The organism is Clostridium sp. CTA-1 (assembly GCF_054768215.1).
Genome location: NZ_BAAAAP010000010.1, coordinates 82,776 through 103,456, shown reverse-complemented (window position 1 = coordinate 103,456; position 20,681 = coordinate 82,776). Strand labels below are relative to the sequence as shown.

Below are 20,681 nucleotides of genomic sequence, written 5' to 3'. Positions count from 1 at the left end.
GAGCTCTTATCAAGAGTGGCGGAGGGATCAGGCCCTATGAAGCCCGGCAACAGCTAGCTAAATCTAGAAATGTGCTAATTCCTGCAGTGAATTCACTGAGAGATGAGGGATTAAAGTTACCATATTTTAATATTTGTAACTGTTAATAAAGTCATTTCTCATGAAATGGCTTTTTTAAATACAAAAATTTAATTTTAGATTAAAAATATTTTAAATTATAAGGGGGACAAGAAATGAGTATTAAAAATTGGAACACAGAAACCATATGTATTCAAGGAGGTTACACTCCAAAGTCAGGGGAGGCAAGAATTCTTCCTATTATTCAAAGCACCACTTACAAATATGAGGATCCAGATACAGTAGCTAACTTATTTGATCTTAAAGAGGAAGGCCATATGTATACGAGAATAAGTAATCCAACAGTGGCTGCTTTTGAAGAAAAAATAGCACAGTTAGAAGGTGGGGTAGGAGCTGTAGCAGTTTCTTCTGGGCAAAGTGCTACCACATTAGCTGTTTTAAACATTTGTAGTGCAGGAGATCATATACTAGCCTCCTCAAATTTATATGGAGGTACATTCACTCTTCTTTCATCTACTTTAAAGAAATTAGGAATAGAAACTACTTTTGTTTCACCGGAAGCATCAGAAGAGGAAATCTTAAAACTTGCTAAAGATAATACCAAAATAGTATTAGGAGAAACTATTGGTAATCCCTCAGTAAATATTTTAGATTTTCATAAATTTTCAAATGTGGCTAAAAAAATAGAAGTTCCTTTTATAGTGGATAATACTTTAATGACTCCTTATTTATGTAAACCCTTTGAATATGGAGCTAATATAGTAATTCATTCTGCTACTAAATATATAGACGGCCATGCAACTAGTGTAGGAGGAGTTGTTATAGATGGAGGAAATTTTAATTGGGAAAATGGAAAATTTTCTTCATTAGTAGATAAAGATCCTACCTATCATGGTATAAGTTATACCAAAGAGTTTAAAAATCTAGCTTATATAACTAAACTAAGAGTAAATCTTTTAAGAGATTTAGGAACTTGTTTAAGTCCATTTAATGCTTTCTTATTTAATTTAGGATTAGAAACATTACATCTTAGAATGGAGAGACATAGTGAAAATGCTTTAAAGTTAGCACAATTTTTACAGGAGCATAATAAGGTAGCTTGGGTAAAATACCCTTTATTAAAGGATGATAAAAGTTATGAAAGTGCTAAAAGATATTTAAACAATGGAGCCAGTGGTATGTTAACTTTCGGTATAAAAGGAGGAACAGATCAGGCTAAGGAATTTATTAAAAATTTAAAATTAGCAAGCTTAGTAATACACATAGGAGATGCAAGGACTAGTGTACTCCATCCCTCTAGCACAACCCATAGACAATTATCCTATGAAGAGCAAATTGCATCTGGAGTAAAAGAAGATTTAATAAGAGTATCTGTAGGTATAGAGTATATTGAAGATATAATAAAAGATTTTGCAGAAGCATTGAGTAAAATATAAGTAATCTAGCTAAAACTTTTAGATAAAGGAGGTATAAATATGGTTTCAATTGCTATTTTAGGTAATGGAGTAGTGGGTTCTGGATTAGTAGAACTAATAGAGAAAAATAAAAAAGAGAGTGGAGAAGAGAATATAAGTATAACTAAAATATTAGTTAAAGATAAAAATAAGCACAAAAATAGCAGATTATTTTCAATAATTACAGAGGATATAAAGGAAGTTATAAAAGAAAATGTAAATATTGTTGTAGAAGCTATAGGTGGTATAGAGCCTGCTTATGGTTATATAAAAACTTTTTTAAAAAGTAAAAAACATGTAGTTACTGCTAATAAAGATTTAATATCAAAACATGGTGATGAACTTTTAAAAATTGCAAAAGAAAACAATGTTAAACTTTATTTTGAGGCTAGTGTAGGAGGAGGAATTCCTATACTTAGACCCATGAAAGAGTGCTTAGTAGGAAACAATGTGAAAAGTATTAAGGCTGTATTAAATGGTACTACAAATTTTATTTTAACTAAAATGCATAAGGAGGGAAGTACTTTTAAAAATGCATTAATTACTGCACAAGAATTAGGATTTGCAGAATTTGATCCTACAGCTGATATAAAAGGATATGATAGTGCAAGAAAATTAGCTATATTATCAAATTTAGCCTATAATAAAAAATTCAATTGGGAAAGTTTTAATGTAGAAGGAATAGATAATATTGATGAATATGATATTGATATGGCAAATAAATTAGGAGGAGTTATTAAACTAATTGGAATAAGTGAAAAATTCAAAGAGGGTATATATACAGCTGTTAAACCAGCTATTATATCTAAAAATAGTATTTTATCAAGAGTAGAAAATGAGTTTAATTCTATAATAATAGAGGGAGACAGTATAGGGGAAATAGCTTTCTATGGAAAAGGTGCAGGTAAATTACCAACAGCCAGTGCAATTTATTCAGATATTATAAATATAATAAATAATAAAAAAGAGAAAGGTTTATTATTTAATGATGAAAAGGCTGTAATTTTTAGAGAATTTCCAAAAGAGAAAGATTGGTTTATAAGAATCTCTACTGAATATAGAACTGAAGTTATATGTGATATAAATAAGTCATTTAAAAAAGTATATGTATATTCAAAAAATTGTTTTTCAAAGAAAGAGATTTTTGCTATAGTTTACAATGAAAAAGAAAAGGATCTAAAAAATAAGCTGGATAGTATACCTAATATTAAAAAATTAAAGACCACTATAATTTTATTCCATAGCTAAGGGCTAATTAGCAAAGGAAATAAAATATGGCTTTAATTATAGATAAAAACCTTCCAGCTTATAAAATATTGAAATCTGAAAATATAAATATAATGGATAAATTAAATTATAGCAAAAATACAAATAAATTAAAACTTATAATATTAAATTTAATGCCTAAAAAAATAGATACAGAGATTCAATTATTAAGACTTTTAGGTAAAAGCTCTGTAGATTTAGAGATTACTTTTTTAAAAACTGAAAGTTATAAAAGTAAAAATACAAATAATGAGCATTTAGATAAATTTTATAAGACTTTTAATGAAATAAAAAATCAAAATTTTCATGGAATGATTATAACTGGTGCCCCAGTAGAACTTATGGATTTTGAAAAAGTAGATTATTGGGAAGAACTTAAAAATATAATGGATTATTGTAATAAAAAAGTAAAATCTACTATATTCATATGTTGGGCAGCACAAGCAGCTTTATACTATTATTATGGTATAAATAAGTATTTATTAAATAAAAAGCTTTTTGGGGTTTTTTCTCACAAAATAATCAAAAAAGATTCTTTAATTACTAAAGGTTTTGATGATGAATTTTATGTACCTCATTCTAGATATACTTATACAAAAAAAGAAGATATAAAAAAATGTAAAGAAATAGAGATAATTTCAGAATCAGAAGAAGCTGGATTATATTTAATGCAAAGTAATAATTTTAAAAAAATATTTATATCAGGACACTGTGAATATGATAGAGATACATTATATGAAGAATATATTAGAGATAGAGAGAAAAATAAGCCTATAGATATTCCTAAAAACTATTTTGAAGAAGATAATTTAAATAAAAAACCTATAATGAAATGGCGTTGTCATGGAGAAACATTATTTTTAAATTGGACACAGTTGATAGAAAAACTATCAAGTGATTCTTAGGTAAAAGTGAAGTTTGCTTAGAATAATTGATAATTGTATAAACAGGATAAAAATTAATATGTATTCATAATATAATAATTAAATTTATAACAGAAAAATATTACTAAAATATCCTATAGTTATTTTGTTCATTTTAAATTATATTATCTCGTTAAAATTTAAAATTCAGAAAAGTTCTAAATAAATTGTATTAATAACACAATCTATTTAGAGCTTTTTTTATGTACAATAAAAAACTTTTATATATTTATATGTAAATATTTTTTTATTTTTTGTTAAGAATAAAAGATATGTCAAAAATATTATTTGCAGCATATAGTACAAAGAATTGGATTTTAAAGAAAATATACTACAGCATAATTATATTTGAAAGGGGAAATTTAAGAATAAATAAGATTTTAAGACAGGAGGTAAAAGTTATGGACAGAAATAAGAAAAAATTTTTAAGCTTTTTTTTAATTCCTATCCTGTTAATAAGTTTATTTACTTATTATAAGATTCATCACATACCTACTACAATTTTTGTAAGAGAGGGAGAAAGAGTAAAAAACGATAGTTTTATTAAGTTAACAGAGGATATAAGTGCAGATTGCACAGTTTCTGATATAAAATCAAAGAATAAAAAAATGAATGTTAAAATTTTAGGAATGGTTCCTGTAAAATCTGTTTCATTAAAACCCGTTTCTAAAGATATTATGTTGTATCCTGGTGGAAAACCTGTTGGAGTAAAGTTAAATACAAAGGGAGTTTTGGTAATAGCCCTTTCAGATATAGAAACAGAAGAAGGAAAAGTACAAAGCCCTGCAGCTGTATCTGGTATACAAATAGGAGATAGTATAATAAGTATAAATGGGAAAGAAATAACTAACTCCGAGGATGTAGAAAAGGAAATTAGAAATTGTGAAGGTAAAGACTTAAAAATAGTGGCTTATAGAAAAGGTGAAAAAATAGCAAAAAATGTAAAGCCTGAAAAAGGCAAGAAGGATAATAATTATAAAATAGGATTATGGGTAAGAGATTCTACAGCCGGTGTAGGAACACTGACTTTTTATCATGATAAAACCAAAAAATTTGCAGCATTAGGCCATCCTATCACTGATGTAGACACAGGTACTATACTTACTATAGATTCAGGAGAAATAGTACCATCCTCTATAGTATCTATAAAAAAAGGTATAAAAGGCAACCCTGGGGAACTAAAAGGAATATTTTTAGATGAAGATTTAGTTTTAGGCAATATAGAAAATAATACGGAATGTGGTATATTTGGAACAGCAAATGCGAAATTAAGTAATAAAAAATATGAAAAACCTATGAAAGTAGCTTTAAGAAATGAAATAAAAGAAGGACCAGCTCAAATATTAACTACATTGGAGGGTGAAGAGCCTAGTTTATACAATATAGAAATACAGAAACTTTTATCTCAGGATAAACCGGGACCTAAAAGTATGATTATAAAAGTTACAGATGAAAATCTTATTAAAAAGACTGGAGGCATTGTTCAAGGCATGAGTGGAAGTCCTATAATACAAAATGATAAAATAGTTGGCGCTGTTACTCATGTTTTAATTAATAAGCCAGATGTAGGATATGGCATATATATAGAATGGATGCTAAAGGATGCAGGCATATTAGATAATAATCAATAAATGTATTTAACTCTATATAGAATTAAAAGACTAATATAATTAATAATATTTAATATAAGCTACATTATATATAATAAATTAGTAGTGTAAGTATTATAAATGATTTAGAAAAATTTAAAAGAATATTACTGTAAATTATAAGAATATAAAATAGCAGAAGGAAAATAATTGAAAATTTATATAAAAACCATAAATTTAATAGTAAGAAAGAGTAAATTTACAATAATTAACATATAAAAGGACGAAATCCTATGACAAAATAAAATATATGTGTTACCATATAAAGTGTAAGAAATTAGAGTATCTTACACTTTATTATTTTTTATATATTTTTTCTCAAATAAGGAGGAATTGAATTTCTTTTGTCGAATAAATAATTTGTTAAGATATGGTAATTTTATCAAAAAGGAGAGTAGTTTATATGGAAGAAACAAAGATCAATGTTATCATCGCGGATGATAATAAGGAATTTTGTAACATATTAAGTGATTATTTGCTAAATCAAAGAGACATAATGGTTACAGGTATAGCTAATGATGGAGTAGAGGCTCTTAAATTAGTGGAAGAAAAAAAGCCAGATTTAATAATACTAGATATAATAATGCCTCATTTAGATGGATTAGGAGTTTTAGAAAAATTAAATAGTATAGATATTACTCCTATGCCAAGAGTAATTGTTTTGTCTGCCGTAGGGCAGGATAAGATTACTCAAAGGGCTATAAATTTAGGTGCAGATTATTATGTAGTTAAACCTTTTGATATGGATGTTTTTACCAAGAGAATAAGACAAATGTTTAACAATACCATAAGTAGCGAAGAAGTTAGAAGACCAGTAGTAATGCCAGAAACATGTTCACAAGAAAAAATATCCTTATCCAAAAATGAACCTGCAGATTTAGAACAAGAAATAACAGATATTATACATGAAATAGGTGTACCAGCTCACATAAAAGGATATATGTATTTGAGAGAAGCTATAACTATGGTAGTTAATGATATGGAACTTTTATCCGCAGTGACAAAGGAATTATATCCTTCAATAGCTAAAAAATATAATACTACAGCAAGTAGAGTAGAAAGAGCTATAAGACATGCTATAGAAGTAGCTTGGTCAAGAGGTCAAGTTGAAACTATAAACAATATATTTGGGTATACTATAAATAATGGAAAGGGAAAACCAACAAATTCTGAGTTTATTGCAATGGTAGCTGATAAATTAAGACTAAAAAATAGAGTTTGTTAGAAACGCTTGGTTGATGGGTTTGTTGGATATTCTATATCGATAAACCTTGCAAAAATCGCTATGGATTTTATTGCTTTATATCAATAGATTTAAAATTAAATTGTATAAGAATGCCTTTTGTACATTAGCTTAAGTGCTAATATTACAGGAGGTGTTTTTATTTTGCCAAAAGTTATAAAAAGATAAAAGAAAATAATTGATTTAATTGAAGATTTTTTAGAATATTGCAGTTATAAAAATTTATCTAATAAGACTATAAAATCATACAATCAAACATTAGTTTTATTTATGAGATATCTTGAAGAAGAAAAGGACATTATAGATATTAATAAAGAAATCGTTCAAGAATATATTATATTTACAAGAAATAGAGGTAAATATAGTTTTGTTGCAAGCACAGATAGTATGATTAAAGCTAATATTGATAAAAGAAATGATATAGGAGAACAAGTATCAGATGCTACATTAAATAATTATTTAAGAAACATACTCTTTCTAGGATTTTAGGACATAGCTCTGTAACTGTAACAGAAAAAGCATATTTAGATTTAATGGACGAAGATTTTAGGAAGAAATACCAAAGATTTAGTCCGCTAAAAAATATTCAAAGAGGAGGTAAATACTAATGATTAACTACACAATTACCTCCAATTTTGATATTAATAGTTTAAGGCTTTCCGATGGTGCTTATCGTTGTTATATGAGCATATGGTTCTAAAACCGAAGTTTATCCTAGCATTAAATATATGGCTTGTGCTTTAGCTAGAAGTTGTATAACCATTAATAGATACATTAAAGAATTAGTATCCTTAAATTTTATTGTTAAGCCTAGGAGAGGCAGTATTTCAAATATATATATATTAGTCAAAAATAAAATTAATAATGCTGTAGAGCGTTTGAGACAAGCTAAAAACGGGAGCTTATCAGATTGTTTAATTAATTAGAAAGATATCTTTATCATTATCTTTGTAGAGTTATAATAGTAGCAATATTATCTTACTATATTATTATTTAATAATGAAAAAAACCCAAATAAATAGATTTTATTTTTAAAATTTTTTTATACATATTGGTATAGCATTTAACTATATTGAGATATTTATTTGATGGATAAATTTAACACGACTATTATTAACCCAAAATCAAATAATATAATTGTGCGAAAATTATATTAAATGGAGGTAATAATATGAGAAAACTTTCAGAAGTAGAAGTGTTATCTTTAACATCATTATTAAAAATGGAACAAGATGGATTAATTGTACAAAAAGCAATAAATACATTAATAACAGATGATAACTTAAAAAGACAAGGGGAAGCTAGTGTATTAGCATCAGAGGGTAGAATAAAAGGATTGCAACAATTTATTAATGAAAATGAAATAATAACTCCAAGGGAGGTACAATAAAATGGCAAAGATAATTGAAAATATGATTAAAAATAATATTAATATTAATGATGAAGTTATATCTGAAAATATGCTTTCTGCGGGAAAAGCTGCAGCTGATGCATATCTTAATGCCACATTAACAAGTAGTACTCCAGAATTAAGATCCATATACTCTGCTGGTTTAAATCAAATAGTTGGAGGTCATAGTGCTCTTACAGAATTAGTTGTAAATGAAGGTTGGGCTAAACCTTATGATTCACCTAAACAACAATTAAGTAATACTTATAATGAATCAAGAACTGTAATTAATAAAATTGAGCAATAGTATAAAGCAGAATCTATTTTTTATAATTAATAATGAATCTAGTAGTAACATAATCTTGTCTATCAACATATTATATTAAGTGATGTAAATTAGCAATATTTTGGAGGATATTTTTGAACATTAGTAATATTAAAGAAATGGCATTGTTTGAGCATCAATTTTGGCTACAGATTTTAGGGGATCACTCTAGATTCCTTTTAAACTCATTTTCACCAAAAGAGGTATCTTTTATTGAACAAGCAAATAGATTTAAAAATTTATTCGATAGCTTATTAAAGAAATCAAAACAATTACTTTCAGAAGAAGAACTTTTTACTTTAAACAATCATGCTTATGATGCAGCTATGAAAATTAGAGAGTTTAAGCTGGATATAATTGATAGGCAGATTACCGATAAAATTACCATTTCGTTGCCACCTACATTTATTAATCATATGGTTAACGAAGTTGATGAATATATATTTATATTAACTAGATTAATGGAAGGAGATATCCCTAATATAGGCTCTATTCATCTCAATCTTTTATGGCTTCCGGATGGAGCAGGGCATGCATCTAATATAGCTAGTGGTCTTGATATGACAGAAAAAGAATTGATTAAAGAGAGTAATCAATATTCTAAGGAATTTGATAATTTATATTTAAGGACTATAGAGTACAATGGTTATACAAGAACTGGCATTTGTAATTTCCCTGCACTTGATAGTCTAAATAATAATGTTGACAAAACAATGAGTTGTTTTAAAGAATTCTTAAATGAATTAAAAAGAGGTATTATAGAAAAGAAAATACTTGGAACTCTTGTACCATTGGTACCTGATCATATGTTTAGAGAAGAATGTTACTATTTAATGAAGCTTTCAATGGTTTCAAACATAAAAAAGCCTGAGTGTGATCCTACAAAACCAAGAGTAGAGAGTTAAATTTAATAAAGAAAAAGAACCCATTTTATATTTTATAATGGGTTCTTTTTTACGAGAGTTTATCAGTGTAAGTCTAGATATAAAAAATAATTGCGAAGAAGCTACAGGACATAAATCGTATGAATTTAAATTAAATAATGGGAAAAAAACATAAGTAAAACTATTTTTTAAAATTAATATAATCACAAAAATTAAATTCAAAGTTATTAAATTTACTTATAATTAATTAGTTTCCTATAGAAAATTTTTATGCATACTATAATTAAATAAAATTTGAAAGCTTATTTTGGAAAACTAATTACAATATTGAGAAATATTTATGAATATAAGATAAAATGGAAAATAAATTTGATCAATTAACATAAAATAATGTAAATCACCAATATAATAGAAAAAAATACAAAATATTGAAATTGTCAAGAAATAGGTTATAATTAAATTGTAAGAAATAAAATTATAGTATGAGGTGGAAAACATGTCACAAAATTCACAAACAACCAAAAAGTTAACTTTGATACCATTAATATTAATGATCTTTACTTCTGTATTTGGCTTTGCTAACATGCCTAGATCTTTTTACTTAATGGGCTATGGTGCTATTCCTTGGTATATCTTATCCGGTATAACATTCTTTATTCCTTATGCATTCATGATGGCGGAGTATGGTGCAGCTTTTAAAGATGAGAAAGGTGGAATTTATTCCTGGATGGAAAAATCTGTAGGACCGAAATATGCATTTGTAGGAACTTTCATGTGGTATGCATCCTATATAATTTGGATGGTTAACATTTGTTCTACACTATGGATTCCAATTTCAAATGCAATTTTTGGTAAAGATACTACTTCAACTTGGGCATTTTTAGGATTAAATTCAACTCAAGTTTTAGGTGTATTAGGTATAATTTGGATAATATTTGTAACTTTTACTGCGTCCAAAGGATTAGAGAAAATAACTAAAGTAACATCTATAGGAGGAACTGCAGTTGCACTTTTAAATATCGTTTTATTAGTTAGTGCAATAATTGTTCTTATAGCCAATGGTGGACAACTAGCAGAACCTATAACTTCTGTTAAATCTTTTATACAATCTCCAAATCCTGCATATCAAAGTCCAATTTCTGTATTAGCTTTTATAGTTTTTGCTATATTTGGTTATGGTGGTATAGAAGTTGTTGGAGGACTTGTAGATCAAACTGAAAATGCTGAAGTAACTTTCCCTAAAGGAATTACTATTGCAGCTATTATAATTGCAGTAGGATATTCAATTGGAATATTCTTATGTGGTATATTTACAAATTGGAATAGTGTTTTAGCTTCCAAAGATGTAAACATAGGAAATATAGCCTATGCACTAATGCATAATTTAGGATATCAATTAGGACATTCTTTTGGAATTAGTGAAGCATCATCAGTATTAATGGGAGATTGGATTGCAAGATTTGTAGGACTTTCTATGTTCTTGGCTTTAACTGGAGCATTTTTTACATTATCCTATTCTCCACTAAAGCAGCTTATAGAAGGTACTCCAAATAAATTATGGCCTGGAAACATGGCTAAAATTGAAAATGGTATGCCTTTGAAGGCTATGCGTGTTCAATGTATAATTGTAGCAATATTTATTGCATTAGTATCATTTGGCGGAGATGCAGCAGCTAAGTTTTTTGGAAAGTTAATTCTTATGACCAACGTTGCAATGACTATACCTTATATGTTTTTATCATGTGCATTCATTTCTTTTAAAAATAAAACTGAAATAAAAAAGCCATTTGAAGTTTATAAAACTAAAAAAAGTGCAGTTGTTGCTACAGTTATAGTTACATTTACCATAGCCTTTGCTAATTTTTTCACAATTATAGAGCCTGCTACAAAAGGTAATATATCAGATACAATATTCTCAATTATTGGGCCTATATTCTTTAGCATAGTTGCTATATTAATGTATAATTCCTATGAGAAAAAGTATATTATTAAAAGTGAAAAAGATAAAACTAAAAGTTTATAAATTATAATTTATATAAAATAGAGGGGATACTAAAATTAATCCCTTCTATTTTTTTAGTGCGCCAAGCATTGGCATGAACTTGACGATGAAAATATGTTGTTGGTTTGGTAGTGATAACCATTAGTTAAAATAATAAATATATCTATATGTAGTTGAACTATTGGAAAATATAGTACATATAAGGTGTTTTTTAATAAAAAATAATTTATAATTAAATTGTATAAAGATAAGTTAAAAATAAGCATAAAGAGGTGTTTGAAATGAATTTTTATGAAAAAACATTAGAAGAAGAGGAAATATATAAAGGGAAAATAATAAATGTTGTAAAACAAAGGGTGAAATTACCTAATGGTAAAGAATCTTTTAGAGAAATTGTAAAACATCCAGGAGCAGTAGCAATTTTAGCTTATAAAGATGAAGATACAGTACTTTTAATAAAGCAATTCAGAAAAGCTATAGATAAAGATATATTTGAGATACCAGCAGGAAAAATAGAAAAGGGAGAGGATATAGAAAGTTCAGCCTTGAGGGAACTAGAAGAAGAAACAGGTTATAAGGCGAAAAAGATGGAATACTTAGGCAAAATAGTTACATCACCAGGTTTCTCAGATGAATACATATATATTTATAAAGCTTTTGACCTTTGTAAAGGTAAAGATGGCCTAGAGGATGAAGATGAATTTATAGATTTAATGGAAATTAGTATAGAAAAATTAAAAGAATATATTAAAGATGGAAAAGTAATAGATGGAAAAACTATAAGCGCAGTTATGATGGATACTTTATCTAGATATTAGATCTAGGAATTAGTAAAAAATTATATTTTTCTATAGAAAATAATTTTTTAAAAAAGATTTAATTAATAAGTAGAAGATCTATCTATTAGTAATCTTAAAGAATTTATTAGATGTTATTAAAAAAATAATATTTTTAAAAGTTAATAATAGTAGTAATATCCCTCTTTTGTTAGTCATAAATATAAGAAAGATAGAAACAAAGGGGGATAAATTTATTATGGAAAACAAATTTTTAAGTAATATAAACAGACACGTTCAAGAGAATTTTTGGTTATATATTATAAGTCTTTTATGTATTTGTACCGGTATAGTCTTAGGTATATATTCAGTAAAATATATGGGTTCCTTTGAAAAAGGTGATCTTTTAAGCTATGTAGAGAGTTTTAGTAAAAGCATTTCATCTAATGGAATAGATTCTAAATCAATTTTATTTGAAGCTATAAAAAATAATATAACTCTTATTATAGCTATTTGGTTTTTAGGATTAACTATGATAGGAATTCCAGTTATTCTCATAATAGATGTAATAAAAGGATTCACAATAGGTTTTACCACAAGCTTTATTGTAAATGGATTAGGAATGAAGGGAATATGGATGTCCCTTTTAGGTGTATTACCTCAAAATTTAATATATATTCCCTGTATAATATTTGCATCAGTGTTAGCAATGGAATTTTCAATACAAATATTAAGGGATAAAAATAATAGAGGATTTCAAAATGGAATATGGGTAAGAGCTACCTCCTATTCTTTTTCCTTTGTATTTGTAGTAGTAATTATGTTTATAGGGTTTTTAATGGAATCTTATATAACACCTAATATGATAAAGCTAGTAGTAGCAAGAGTAGGGGTTTGTATGTTATGTTTATAGAATATAAGAAAACTATAATTACTTTAATAAAGTGTTTTTTAATATTATTATTTTTTTGCTCCCTATTACCTAAGGCGTTAGATATAGTTCTTTATAATTTTTTTATAAAAGATAAGGTATATGAAAACAGTACTTTAGTATTTAAAAATATAGATTTAAAAATAAAAATTATATATAATTATATACTAGTTTTTAATAATTTTTTAAGAGGTTTTTAAATTAATTTGTTGAATATAATAAAGTAAGCTTAAAAAATAGGGGAATGATAAATGAAAAATATTATAGAAATTTATATAAAAGATTTACAAAAGAAAAACTTAAGTAAAAATACGTTAGAGGCTTATAGAAGAGATGTGGAGAAGTTTAGTGAATTTGTGAAAGGCAGAGAGGAGAAAATACTTTCTGTTGATACAGTTACTATAATGGCCTTCGTTCAATATTTACAAAGAGAAGGACGAGCTACCTCTTCCATAGTAAGGAATATAGTATCTATAAGAAACTTTTATAAATATTTAATTAAAAAAAACATGGCATCTGAGGATCCTACACTAGGATATGAAATACCTAAAATAGAAAGAACTATACCTAAAATACTTTCTGTAGAAGAAGTGGACAAACTTTTGAATTCCCCAGATTCTTCAAAAAAAGGATTAAGAGATAAAGCAATGCTAGAACTTATGTATGCTACAGGAGTTAAGATTACAGAACTCTTAAATTTAAATATATATGATATAAATTTGAAGTTTAATTATATAAAATGTAGAGGCAGTAAAAAAAGAGAGAGGATTATACCTATAGGCTCCTATGCAGTAAAGTGTTTAAAAAATTATTTAGAAGTAAGACCAGCTATAAATGTATATAATTTAGATTATTTATTTTTAAATTTAAAGGGAACTCAAATGACTAGACAGGGTTTTTGGAAAATAATAAAATTTTATGCAAAAGAAGCATCTATAGATAAAGAGATAGATTCTTATACACTAAGACATTCCTTTGCAGTACATTTACTTCAAAATGGAGCAGATATAAAATCTGTGCAGGAGCTTTTAGGTCATAAGGATTTAGCTGCAACTCAAATTTATTCTAGTATATCAAAGAAGAGTAAAATAGCAGAAGTATATAAAAATGCTCATCCAAGGGCATAATTTTAATAAAGCTTTCAAGACGAAGGAGGAGTTAATTTTGAATTTAAAGAAAATAAAAGAAAGTGCAGATTTTGTGAAAAATAACATATCTATAATTCCTGAAATTGGAGTTATTCTAGGATCAGGGTTAGGTGATCTAGCTGAAGAAATAGAAAATAAAGAAATTATAAAATATTCAGATATACCTAATATGCCGGCTTCAACTATAAAAGGACATAAAGGTCAATTTGTAGTAGGAACTTTAAAGGGTAAAAAGGTTATAATGATGCAAGGGAGAGTACATTATTATGAAGGAAATAAAATGAGTGATGTAGTACTTCCTGTATATATAATGAAAGAGCTAGGAGTAAAAAATATAATTGTTACAAATGCAGCTGGTGGAGTAAATGAAAATTACACTCCTGGAGATCTTATGATTATAAAGGATCATATCAATTTTGCGTTTAATAATCCTTTAATAGGTAGTAATGATGAAGAGATTGGCCCAAGATTTCCAGATATGTCAGAAGCATATAATAAAAACTTAATATTCCTTGCAGAAAAAGAAGCTGAAAAACTAGGTTTTTCTCTTCAAAAGGGAGTATATACTATGATGACAGGCCCATCATATGAAACACCATCAGAAATAAAAATGTTAAGAATGTTAGGGGCAGATGCAGTAGGAATGTCTACAGTACCAGAGGTTATAGCAGCAAATCATTGTGGAATTAAAGTGTTAGGAATATCTTGTATAACAAATATGGCAGCAGGTATATTACAGCAGCCACTAAACCATCAAGAGGTTATAGAAACATCCAATAAAGTAAGATCTAAATTTATATCCTTACTAAAATCAATATTAGAAGTTATATAAAATTTTTAATAAAAATGGGTTAATAAGTGATTCTTAAGGTCAAGTATAGAAATGTTTTGTATAAACAACCTCTACTTGACCTTAAGAATCACTTAATATATTTAAACTGTGAAACCTTAAGAGGTTGTTTCAAAATAAAATAGATTTAATTATAACAGCGCAAAGATAAGAAGTATATTTCATAAACTAATTCATTTCATTAACAAATTCTAAATATAGATATATTAAAATTAAATCTATTTCCAGACAGTGCGTTATATTATATAATGATTGTTTTATAGGGAGGAATAAATTATGAGAATGTATGATTTAATCTTAAAAAAAAGAAATGGGGAAGAATTAAGCAAAGAGGAAATAAATTATTTTATTTCAGAATATACTAATGGACATATTCCAGATTATCAAGCTTCAGCTCTTTTAATGGCTATATATTTTCAAAAAATGAGAAGAAGAGAAACTGTAGACTTAACTATGGCTATAGTTAACTCCGGAGATATATTGGATTTATCAAAAATACAGGGAATAAAAGTTGATAAGCATAGTACTGGAGGAGTGGGAGATACTACTACTTTAGTTTTAGCACCTATGGTAGCAGCTCTAGGTATACCTGTAGCTAAAATGTCTGGTAGGGGTTTAGGTCACACTGGTGGAACTATAGACAAATTAGAATCTTTTAAAGGTTTTTCAGTAAATATGACAGAGCATAAATTTATAAATAATGTTAATAATATAAAAATAGCTGTAGGAGCTCAAACAGCAGATTTAGCTCCAGCGGATAAAAAATTATATGCGCTAAGAGATGTTACTGCTACAGTAGATAATATTTCTTTGATAGCTTCTAGTATAATGAGCAAAAAAATAGCTGCAGGAGCCAATGCAATAGTTTTAGATGTAAAAGTAGGAGAAGGAGCATTTATGAAAACTCCGGAAACTGCAAAAGAGTTAGCGGAAGAAATGGTTAATATAGGTAAAAGTGTAGGTAGAAATACTGTAGCTATATTATCAGATATGGATCAACCTTTAGGCTATGCCATAGGTAATGCCTTAGAAGTAAAAGAGGCTATAGATACACTAAAAGGCAAAGGACCTAAGGATTTATTAGAATTATGTTTAACTTTAGGAAGTAATATGGTTATTTTAGCTCAAAAGGCAAATACTATAGATGAAGCAAGAAAAATGCTTTTAGAGACTATAGAAAAAGGGTTAGCTATAGAAAAATTAAAAGAATTTGTTAGATCTCAAGGTGGAGACGATACTTTAGTGGACAATACTGATAAATTACCTAAGGCAGCATATATAATTCCTGTAGTTTGCGAGAAAAATGGATATATAAACAAAATTCACGCTCAAAATATGGGGATAATAGCATCAGAATTAGGCGCAGGAAGAGCTACAAAGGATAGCATTATAGATTTAGCTGTAGGTATAGTTTTAAACAAGAAAAGGTCAGATAAAGTTAAAAAAGGAGATATAATAGCCTATGTTTATGCTAATGATAAAACAAAAGGAGAAAAGGCTGCAAAAGATATATTAAATAATTATGTTATAGAAGAAGATTTAAAAGAAGAATTGCCTTTAATATATGATATAGTAAAATAATATAATTAAAGCATTCTATAAAAGAGTATTTAATTTTTTTAGTAGATTTAAATTAAAACGACAATTATATAATGTTATAATTATATAAACATAGAGGAGGAGTAAATATGTTTTCAATTATGGCAATAAAAATTTCTCCTAGAAATGAAATTGCACCAAAGGTTCAAGAGATTTTAACTAGAAATGGTTGTATAATAAAAACAAGATTAGGACTCCATGAAGCTACCAATGATAGTTGTTCAAAGTGTGGATTAATTTTATTAGAACTTTTAAATAATAAGAAAGAAGACATAGAAAATTTAAGTAAAGATTTAACTTCTTTAGAAGGGGTATCTGTAAAGTTATTAGAAATTTAATACAGAATATATTTAGAAATTAATATTTAGAAATACAAATTTACACAATAAGCTTAGAATGTTACTTAGGTTTATTGTGTTTTTTATTGATAATTTTATCCAGTTAAAATATACTTAGAATATATAAAGAGAAAGAGGATGGTGCTTAAAGTTGAAAAAAATCGGACAAGTTTTATTGGGCATAATTATTTTAGTTATATTAATTGTAGGGGGATATATCTTATTTATGACAGTAACAGATTATAAACCAGAGGATAAAATTAAGTTATCCATTGAAAGACAAACAGAGAATAAATTAAATTTAAATGATAGTTTTTCTATAGCTACTTTTAATATAGGCTATGCTGGAATGGATGATGAACAAGATTTTTTTATGGATGGAGGCAAAGGTTCTAGATCATCTAGCAAAGAAAAAACTATGGAAAATATGAAAGAAATAACTGCTTTTTTAAAGAAAGATCATAGTTCCTTTATATTTTTACAAGAAGTAGACACTAATTCAACTAGAAGTTTTAGAATAAATCAATATGATTATTTAAAAAATAACTTAAAAGCATATTCTTCAAGTATGGCTTTAAATTATAAAACACCCTGGGTACCAGTACCTGTATTAAAGCCACATGGCACTGTTAATGCAGGCTTAGTAAATTTATCTAAGTACAAGGTTAATTCAGCCACTAGATATCAATATCCAGGTAAAGAAGGTTGGCCAAGACAATTGGCAGAATTAGATAGATGTTTTTTAGAATCTAGAATCTCTCTGGAAAATGATAAAGAATTAGTTCTTATAAATTCTCATCTATCTGCTTATGATAAAGGTGGTAAAATAAGAAAACAGCAACTTTCTTTTCTGAGAAATTATATAATAAAAGAATATAAAAAAGGGAATTATATTATAGTAGGTGGGGATTGGAATCACTTAATACCGGGAACGGATCCTTTAATATTTAAAACTACAGAAAAGTGGCCAGATTGGCTCCCAAAAATACCTAATGACTTTAAACCAAAGGAATTTAAGTGGGTAGCGGATAAAAATGTTCCAACCACTAGAACGGACGCCACTCCTTATAAAAAAGGAGAAAATTTTACAGCAGTTATAGATGGATTTTTAGTATCAGATAATATAGAAGTTATACGTGTAAAAGCTCATTCAATGGATTTTAAAAATACAGATCATAATCCTGTCAATATGAAATTTAAATTAAAATAATTTATTAGGACCGTTAACATATTTAAATATAAAATAGGTTAATGGTCCTAACAAATTAGGTAATATATAAATAGAATTATTAGCTTTAAGTGGAGTATTAGGCTTAGTAATCATCATGTAAAAATTAGTTCTTAAAATAAAAATAAGGAGAATTTTGTATGACTAAATATGAAATAGATGCTATAAATGAATTAAATATGTTTAAGAAAGAAATGACCAAAAGAGATTCTATAGTTTATAAAGTTACAAAAAAAGTTCAGAATAAAACTAATAGCTTTATTCCTGAAAAAGCACATAAAGTAATTACTGAAGGGGTTAAAAATATGATAAAGGTTGTACTTTTTACTTCTAAATATGTTACTATTAAGCCTCCTAAATTAGCCAATTTAGAAGAAAGAGAAAATTTAGCTTATGAAAAGTTAAATTTATATAGAAAAACAGCAACAATTAGTGGTGCAGGTACAGGACTAGGAGGATTAATGTTAGGTCTTGCAGATTTCCCTATATTATTAACAATTAAAATTAATTTTTTATTTAACTTAGCTAATATATATGGTATTGATGCTAGAGATTATAAAGAAAGATTATACATTCTATATATTTTCCAATTAGCTTTCTCAGAGGGAAGTGAGAGAAGAAAAACCTATAATAAAATTATAAATTGGAGTAGTTATAGTAAAGAATTGCCAACGGGTATTAATGATTTTAATTGGAGAGAGTTTCAGCAAGAGTATAGAGACTATATAGATTTTTCAAAGATGCTTCAAATTATTCCAGGTATAGGTGCTCCAATAGGTGCTTATGCAAATTATAAATTAATGAATAAATTAGCTTATGTGGCTATTAATTGTTTTAGAATGAGATATTTTTCTTTAAATTGATTTATATAAAAAATACATATAATTAGTTTTAGTATTCCTCCTAACAGAGTCTAGTTATTTATCTATAGAAAATTTTTCCGTGATAATATTATGAAATTCTGGAGAAAATATTTGTAAAGGAGGGAACTATAAATGAAAAGAAAAATTTATTACTTTTTCAGTGTAATAATTACCATAACTTTTATTTTTGGTGTATTTGTAACACCTGTAAATGCGTACAGTAAACAAAATGACTTAAAAAAAGAAGAAAAAACGGAAGAGAAAGATTCTAATGAAGGAGGTAGTTTAGATGTAGAAGCTAAGTCTGCACTTCTTATAGAACCTACAACAGGAAAGGTTATTTATGAAAAAAATTCTCATGAAAAATTTGCTCCAGCATCAGTCACAAAAATTATGACAATGCTTCTATCAATGGAGGCGGTAGATAGTGGTAAAATAAAGTTAACTGATAAAGTTACCATAAGTGAAAATGCTAAAAAAATGGGTGGAAGCACCATGCTTTTAGATGTAGGAGAAGAAAGAACAGTTGAAGAACTTTTAAAAGGAATAGCAATAGCTTCTGGAAACGATGCTGCAGTAGCCATGGGAGAATACTTAGCAGGTAGTGAAGAAGCATTCGTAAAAATGATGAATGATAGAGCTCAAAAATTAAATATGAAAGATACATCTTTTAAAAATTGTACTGGACTTAGTGAAGAAGGTCACAAAACTTCAGCTTATGATATATCTATAATGTCAAGAGAACTATTAAAACATAAACAAATATTAAAATATACAGGAACATATATGGAAACCATATCAGAAGGAAGAAAAAGCCCTATAGGATTAGTAAATCACAATAAACTTGTTAGATTCTTTAAGGGCTGTGATGGCTTAAAAACAGGATTTACAGATGAAGCTAAATATTGTATATCAGCTACAGCAACACGAGATGGAGTAAGAATGTTAGCAGTAATAATGGGTGCTCCAACCTATAAAATAAGAAATAAAGATGCTAGTAAACTTATGAATTACGGATTTTCAAAATTTCAATGTAAAACTATAGTTAAAAAAGGAGATGTAATATCAAAGATACCTTTAAATTCTAAAGGGGATAAATATTTTATGGCGAAATCCTGTGAAGAACTAAATGCTATAGTAGAAAAAGGTAAAAATACAAAAATAACTAATAAATGCATTATAGATGAAAATAAGAAAGAATATAAAATAAATGAAGAGGTTGGTGTATGTGAGTTTTATTCAGATGGTAATTTAATAGGTAAGGTTAAGATAACATCTGATAGAAATATAAGAAAGTCAGGAATTTTTAATCAGTTTAAAGGTGGATTTGAAAGATTAATAGATAAGGGTATATAATAAGAATATATATGATTTAAAAGGAGGGTAAAAGCTAACATGACTATCTCATGTTAGCTTTACTTAAATATGAATATACTAAATAAATTTACGAAAAAAGAATTAGAAAATATTTTATTAGATTATTCTAATATTTATGTTAGAATATTAAATGTACTTTATTCAATAAAAGGTGAACATGGACAAAGTATTTTTATAGATAATTCCTTCTTAAACAGGGATTTGAGAAAGTCTATAGATAAATATATACATAATAAAGAAGTTTATGATTTAAGTTTATCTAATGCTAAGGATAACTATGAAATTTATAAAGTATCAAGTAAAACTCATAGTTTTGAAAGAATTTTATTAGCCTAGAATTCAAAATTTAGATACAAA

The 20,681-nt window shown here is 27.1% G+C and carries 20 protein-coding genes and 1 riboswitch; all 20 genes read left to right on the top strand.

The window, feature by feature from the left end; all coding sequences use genetic code 11:
- Positions 1-3 precede the first annotated feature (3 nt).
- Positions 4-109: riboswitch (SAM riboswitch) on the top strand.
- Positions 110-233: 124 nt separating this feature from the next.
- The 20 genes from ACYUEW_RS10400 to ACYUEW_RS10305 all read left to right on the top strand — a co-directional run bounded on the left by ACYUEW_RS10400 (position 234) and on the right by ACYUEW_RS10305 (position 20,660).
- A complete protein-coding gene (locus ACYUEW_RS10400; RefSeq protein ID WP_265204195.1) occupies positions 234-1,514 on the top strand; it encodes an O-acetylhomoserine aminocarboxypropyltransferase/cysteine synthase family protein in 1,281 nt (426 codons plus the stop codon).
- A 39-nt stretch (positions 1,515-1,553) separates the two neighbouring features.
- Entirely contained in the window at positions 1,554-2,780 is a 1,227-nt protein-coding gene (locus ACYUEW_RS10395; RefSeq protein ID WP_043031930.1) for a homoserine dehydrogenase, read from the top strand.
- A gap of 26 nt (positions 2,781-2,806) precedes the next feature.
- Positions 2,807-3,703, top strand: a complete 897-nt coding sequence (locus ACYUEW_RS10390; RefSeq protein WP_265204194.1) for a homoserine O-succinyltransferase — start codon at positions 2,807-2,809, stop codon at positions 3,701-3,703.
- Positions 3,704-4,122: 419 nt separating this feature from the next.
- The gene (gene spoIVB / locus ACYUEW_RS10385; protein ID WP_030035150.1) at positions 4,123-5,352 is read left to right on the top strand and encodes a SpoIVB peptidase; all 1,230 of its coding nucleotides are present in this window, start codon (positions 4,123-4,125) and stop codon (positions 5,350-5,352) included.
- 421 nt (positions 5,353-5,773) lie between these two features.
- The gene (spo0A, locus tag ACYUEW_RS10380) at positions 5,774-6,595 is read left to right on the top strand and encodes a sporulation transcription factor Spo0A (protein WP_003358896.1); all 822 of its coding nucleotides are present in this window, start codon (positions 5,774-5,776) and stop codon (positions 6,593-6,595) included.
- Between the two features lie 192 nt (positions 6,596-6,787).
- Positions 6,788-7,102 carry a site-specific integrase gene (locus ACYUEW_RS10375; protein WP_321161473.1) on the top strand — a complete coding sequence of 105 codons (315 nt, stop codon included), beginning with the start codon at positions 6,788-6,790 and terminating at the stop codon, positions 7,100-7,102.
- Positions 7,103-7,784: 682 nt separating this feature from the next.
- Complete coding sequence (locus tag ACYUEW_RS10370) at positions 7,785-8,003, top strand: hypothetical protein (RefSeq protein ID WP_043031928.1); 219 nt, start codon at positions 7,785-7,787, stop codon at positions 8,001-8,003.
- A gap of 1 nt (position 8,004) precedes the next feature.
- The gene (locus ACYUEW_RS10365; RefSeq protein WP_003485884.1) at positions 8,005-8,310 is read left to right on the top strand and encodes a spore coat protein; all 306 of its coding nucleotides are present in this window, start codon (positions 8,005-8,007) and stop codon (positions 8,308-8,310) included.
- Between the two features lie 113 nt (positions 8,311-8,423).
- A complete protein-coding gene (locus tag ACYUEW_RS10360) occupies positions 8,424-9,233 on the top strand; it encodes a DUF2935 domain-containing protein (protein ID WP_460276702.1) in 810 nt (269 codons plus the stop codon).
- Positions 9,234-9,708: 475 nt separating this feature from the next.
- Positions 9,709-11,235 carry a glutamate/gamma-aminobutyrate family transporter YjeM gene (gene yjeM, locus ACYUEW_RS10355; protein ID WP_003485887.1) on the top strand — a complete coding sequence of 509 codons (1,527 nt, stop codon included), beginning with the start codon at positions 9,709-9,711 and terminating at the stop codon, positions 11,233-11,235.
- 260 nt (positions 11,236-11,495) lie between these two features.
- Positions 11,496-12,032, top strand: a complete 537-nt coding sequence (locus ACYUEW_RS10350; protein WP_043031927.1) for an NUDIX hydrolase — start codon at positions 11,496-11,498, stop codon at positions 12,030-12,032.
- 217 nt (positions 12,033-12,249) lie between these two features.
- Complete coding sequence (gene spoIIM, locus ACYUEW_RS10345; RefSeq protein ID WP_003485890.1) at positions 12,250-12,903, top strand: stage II sporulation protein M; 654 nt, start codon at positions 12,250-12,252, stop codon at positions 12,901-12,903.
- Between the two features lie 269 nt (positions 12,904-13,172).
- Positions 13,173-14,048, top strand: coding sequence for a site-specific tyrosine recombinase XerD (gene xerD / locus ACYUEW_RS10340; RefSeq protein ID WP_043031926.1), 876 nt, complete (start codon positions 13,173-13,175; stop codon positions 14,046-14,048).
- Between the two features lie 37 nt (positions 14,049-14,085).
- A complete protein-coding gene (locus ACYUEW_RS10335; RefSeq protein WP_042384986.1) occupies positions 14,086-14,901 on the top strand; it encodes a purine-nucleoside phosphorylase in 816 nt (271 codons plus the stop codon).
- Between the two features lie 294 nt (positions 14,902-15,195).
- Entirely contained in the window at positions 15,196-16,500 is a 1,305-nt protein-coding gene (locus ACYUEW_RS10330; protein WP_043031925.1) for a pyrimidine-nucleoside phosphorylase, read from the top strand.
- A 107-nt stretch (positions 16,501-16,607) separates the two neighbouring features.
- On the top strand, positions 16,608-16,856 hold the full coding sequence (locus ACYUEW_RS10325) for a CPF_0552 family protein (protein ID WP_003485900.1): 249 nt from the start codon (positions 16,608-16,610) through the stop codon (positions 16,854-16,856).
- Between the two features lie 151 nt (positions 16,857-17,007).
- Complete coding sequence (locus ACYUEW_RS10320) at positions 17,008-18,066, top strand: endonuclease/exonuclease/phosphatase family protein (RefSeq protein WP_460276701.1); 1,059 nt, start codon at positions 17,008-17,010, stop codon at positions 18,064-18,066.
- Positions 18,067-18,224: 158 nt separating this feature from the next.
- A complete protein-coding gene (locus ACYUEW_RS10315; protein WP_460276700.1) occupies positions 18,225-18,947 on the top strand; it encodes an EcsC family protein in 723 nt (240 codons plus the stop codon).
- Positions 18,948-19,079: 132 nt separating this feature from the next.
- On the top strand, positions 19,080-20,303 hold the full coding sequence (locus ACYUEW_RS10310; protein ID WP_460276699.1) for a D-alanyl-D-alanine carboxypeptidase family protein: 1,224 nt from the start codon (positions 19,080-19,082) through the stop codon (positions 20,301-20,303).
- Positions 20,304-20,372: 69 nt separating this feature from the next.
- Complete coding sequence (locus ACYUEW_RS10305; protein ID WP_460276698.1) at positions 20,373-20,660, top strand: hypothetical protein; 288 nt, start codon at positions 20,373-20,375, stop codon at positions 20,658-20,660.
- Positions 20,661-20,681 lie beyond the last annotated feature (21 nt).

What these genes read in the sequence shown, in the direction of transcription:
- ACYUEW_RS10315 (WP_460276700.1), top strand. Translation starts at nt 18,225, where the DNA reads ATGACTAAATATGAAATAGATGCTATAAATGAATTAAATATGTTTAAG.
- ACYUEW_RS10305 (WP_460276698.1), top strand. Translation starts at nt 20,373, where the DNA reads ATGAATATACTAAATAAATTTACGAAAAAAGAATTAGAAAATATTTTA.
- ACYUEW_RS10325 (WP_003485900.1), top strand. Translation starts at nt 16,608, where the DNA reads ATGTTTTCAATTATGGCAATAAAAATTTCTCCTAGAAATGAAATTGCA.
- spoIIM (WP_003485890.1), top strand. Translation starts at nt 12,250, where the DNA reads ATGGAAAACAAATTTTTAAGTAATATAAACAGACACGTTCAAGAGAAT.
- spoIVB (WP_030035150.1), top strand. Translation starts at nt 4,123, where the DNA reads ATGGACAGAAATAAGAAAAAATTTTTAAGCTTTTTTTTAATTCCTATC.
- xerD (WP_043031926.1), top strand. Translation starts at nt 13,173, where the DNA reads ATGAAAAATATTATAGAAATTTATATAAAAGATTTACAAAAGAAAAAC.
- spo0A (WP_003358896.1), top strand. Translation starts at nt 5,774, where the DNA reads ATGGAAGAAACAAAGATCAATGTTATCATCGCGGATGATAATAAGGAA.
- ACYUEW_RS10400 (WP_265204195.1), top strand. Translation starts at nt 234, where the DNA reads ATGAGTATTAAAAATTGGAACACAGAAACCATATGTATTCAAGGAGGT.
- ACYUEW_RS10330 (WP_043031925.1), top strand. Translation starts at nt 15,196, where the DNA reads ATGAGAATGTATGATTTAATCTTAAAAAAAAGAAATGGGGAAGAATTA.
- yjeM (WP_003485887.1), top strand. Translation starts at nt 9,709, where the DNA reads ATGTCACAAAATTCACAAACAACCAAAAAGTTAACTTTGATACCATTA.
- ACYUEW_RS10370 (WP_043031928.1), top strand. Translation starts at nt 7,785, where the DNA reads ATGAGAAAACTTTCAGAAGTAGAAGTGTTATCTTTAACATCATTATTA.
- ACYUEW_RS10390 (WP_265204194.1), top strand. Translation starts at nt 2,807, where the DNA reads ATGGCTTTAATTATAGATAAAAACCTTCCAGCTTATAAAATATTGAAA.
- ACYUEW_RS10310 (WP_460276699.1), top strand. Translation starts at nt 19,080, where the DNA reads ATGAAAAGAAAAATTTATTACTTTTTCAGTGTAATAATTACCATAACT.
- ACYUEW_RS10350 (WP_043031927.1), top strand. Translation starts at nt 11,496, where the DNA reads ATGAATTTTTATGAAAAAACATTAGAAGAAGAGGAAATATATAAAGGG.
- ACYUEW_RS10365 (WP_003485884.1), top strand. Translation starts at nt 8,005, where the DNA reads ATGGCAAAGATAATTGAAAATATGATTAAAAATAATATTAATATTAAT.
- ACYUEW_RS10395 (WP_043031930.1), top strand. Translation starts at nt 1,554, where the DNA reads ATGGTTTCAATTGCTATTTTAGGTAATGGAGTAGTGGGTTCTGGATTA.